This window comes from Dietzia sp. DQ11-38-2, from assembly GCF_014145055.1.
In the GTDB taxonomy this organism is placed as follows: domain Bacteria; phylum Actinomycetota; class Actinomycetes; order Mycobacteriales; family Mycobacteriaceae; genus Dietzia.
In genome coordinates this window covers 1-2,903 of the sequence record NZ_JAALDW010000064.1, presented here as the reverse complement: position 1 = coordinate 2,903, position 2,903 = coordinate 1, and the positions used below count along the sequence as shown (strand labels likewise).

Sequence of the window (2,903 nt, the reverse complement as noted above, 5' to 3'; positions counted from 1 at the left end):
CCCACCTTCACCGACCCCGAGCTGGACCCGTATTTCGCCCAGGCGTCCGGGGCCTCGGTGATGACCGAGCGAGGCGAGGTCGTGTCCACCGAGATGGCGCCGTGCGGCTCCCCCGACAACGGGCGGGTCCTGCCCGGGCCGCCGCTCGACCCCCGGTTCCCCGGCCCCGAGTGCCCGCGCTCGATAGTGCGACTCGACACCGGCCCGGACGCCGGCCGGGAGGTGCTGTTGGAGATCCCGCCCGGGCCCGGATCGCCGGATCTCGGCGCCGGTGACCAGATCCAGCTCGGCCGCTCCCCCCAGGGAGCCACCGACATCTACGCGTTCGAGGACTTCACGCGGACCGTGCCCATGGCCCTGTGGCTCCTCGTGGGCGCCGCGGTGATGGTCGCCGTCGGGCGATGGAAGGGACTGCGGGCCCTCATCGGGATCGTGGTGGCCCTCATCGTCGTCGTGGGGTTCGTCCTCCCCTCGATCCTGGACGGCAATCCGGCCATCCTGGTGGCCGTCATCGGCGGCTCCGCGGTCCTCTACCTGGTGATCTACGTGGTGCACGGCATCAACCTCAAGACCCACGCCGCCCTGCTCGGGACACTGTCCGCGATGCTGGCGGCGGCGTTACTGAGCTGGGTGGTCATCGAGACGACCAGGATCACCGGGCTCAGTGGCGACTCCACGACCCAGGTTCAGGTGTTCGTGCAACACGTCTCGCTCACCGGGCTCCTGCTCGCCGGCTTCATCATCGGCGCGCTCGGCGTGCTCAACGACGTCACCGTGAGCCAGTCCGCGACCGTGTTCGAGATGCGCCACCTCGACCCCCACGCCGGCCCCGTCGAGGTGTTCCGGTCCGCGATGGGCGTAGGACGCGACCACGTGGCCTCGATGGTCTACACCCTGGTGCTCGCGTACACCGGGTCGGCGCTCCCCCTGCTGCTGCTGTTCTCGCTGGGAACCCGCTCGCCGCTGTCGATCCTCACGTCCGACGTCGTGGCGGTGGAGCTGATGCGGTCGCTCGTCGGCGCGATCGCGCTCGCGCTGTGCGTCCCGCTCACCACAGCGGCCGCGGTGTGGCTCTCCCGGGACGTGACCTCGGAGGAACTGGACCGGGCGACCGTCGGCACGCGTGCGTGAGAGTCCCGGGTCTACTGACGGTATGAGGCCAGGAAGTTGCCGATCCGCTCGATCGCCACGGCGAGGTCCCGGCCGGCCGGCAACGTGACCACCCGGAAGTGGTCCGGATTCGGCCAGTTGAACCCCGTGCCCTGGGTGACGAGGATGCGCTCGCGCTCGAGAAGGTCCAGGGCGAACAGGCGGTCGTCGTAGATCTCGTGGACCTCCGGGTCGAGCCTGGGGAACACGTAGAGGGCTCCCATCGGCTTGACGCAGCTCACCCCCGGGATCGAGTTGAGCTTTTCCCACGCGATGCCGCGCTGCTCGTGGAGCCGTCCCCCGGGCTCGATCAGTTCGTCGATCGACTGGTACCCGCCGAGAGCCACCTGGATCGCGTGCTGCGCCGGCACGTTGGGGCACAGTCTCGTCGAGGCCAGCAATTCCAGTCCCTCGAGGAACCCGGCCGCGTGCGCCTTCGGTCCGGTGATCGCCATCCAGCCCGCCCGGTAACCCGCCACGCGGTAGGTCTTGGACAGTCCGTTGAAGGTCAGGACCAGCAGATCGTGCGCGAGCGAGGCGATCGAGGTGTGCTGGGCCTCGTCGTAGATGATCCGGTCGTAGATCTCGTCGGCCAGGATGAGCAGACTGTGCTCGCGCGCCAGGTCCACGATCCCCTGCAGGACCTCGCGGGAGTAGACCGCCCCGGTGGGGTTGTTGGGGTTGATCACCACGATGGCCTTGGTCCTGGGCGTGATCTTCGAGGCGATGTCCTCGAGTGACGGATTCCAGTCGTCGTCCTCGTCCGTGAGGTAGTGGACGGGCCTGCCGCCCGCGAGCGAGGTCATGGCGGTCCAGAGCGGATAGTCCGGCGCCGGGATGAGGACCTCGTCGCCGTCGTCGAGCAGGGCCTGCATCGTCATCGTGATGAGCTCGGAGACTCCGTTGCCCAGGTAGATGTCCTCCACATCCAGGTGGGGGAAATCGGGCACCAACTCGTAGCGCGTGAAGATCGCCCGGCGGGCCGACAGGATGCCCTTGGACTCCGAGTAGCCCTGCGCATGGGGGAGAGCCGCGATCATGTCGCGCATGATCACGTCCGGTGCCTCGAACCCGAAGGGCGCGGGGTTGCCGATGTTCAGCTTGAGGATCCGGTGGCCCTCCGCCTCGAGCTGGTTCGCCCGCGCGAGGACGGGGCCACGGATCTCGTAGAGGACGTCCTTGAGTTTGGACGACTGGTCGAGCGTGCGCGGCTGGCGGAGCGTGCGTCCCGTGGTCTCAGGCGTCATGTCTGCAGATTGTGCCACCCCGGACCGGCGGTGCTCCGGTCGCGCCGACCCCGTGGGCGTCAGACCGGTGGCATCGGACCCGTGGCGTCAGATCCCGTACCGCAGATCGATGATGGCCGGGATGTCCGAATGGGGCAGGAGATCGTCGGGATGCTGCACCGAGAGGTAGTCCACGCATCGCCTCTCGTGCGGGGCCAGGGCGTACGGCTGGGAGTCGATCGACAGGCCGGTGAGCTGACGGAGCCTGCGCACCTCCCCCCGGACCGTGGCCGTGGCGTCGCCGTCACCGTAGAGCGCCTCGGACAGGGACCGCGCCGACCAGGCCTCCCGGGACGCCAACAACGCGAGCAACTCCGCCCGTCGCGGGGTGAGGTCGATACTCGACCCGTCGGCACGGATCACCGACGGCCGCCACCCGAGCAGACGGATCTCGGTCACCGGGGCCCCGTCTCGACCGGCCCGCCCGTCGGGGCCGGGCTGCGGCACCGGATCCGCCGGGCGGTCGGC

General features: G+C 69.4%; 3 protein-coding genes. 1 reads left to right on the top strand and 2 read right to left on the bottom strand.

Annotation, left to right across the window (positions count from 1 at the left end; genetic code table 11):
• Window positions 1-1,131: YibE/F family protein (locus G6026_RS02825; protein WP_182612205.1), on the top strand; the 1,131-nt coding region annotated here is incomplete at its 5' end.
• Window positions 1,132-1,142: 11 nt separating this feature from the next.
• Here G6026_RS02825 and G6026_RS02820 read toward each other — a convergent pair.
• Window positions 1,143-2,396, bottom strand: coding sequence for a pyridoxal phosphate-dependent aminotransferase (locus tag G6026_RS02820; protein WP_107757478.1), 1,254 nt, complete (start codon window positions 2,394-2,396; stop codon window positions 1,143-1,145).
• Window positions 2,397-2,483: 87 nt separating this feature from the next.
• Window positions 2,484-2,903 (bottom strand): helix-turn-helix domain-containing protein (locus tag G6026_RS02815; protein ID WP_206682003.1); only part of this gene is annotated, 420 nt, incomplete at its 5' end.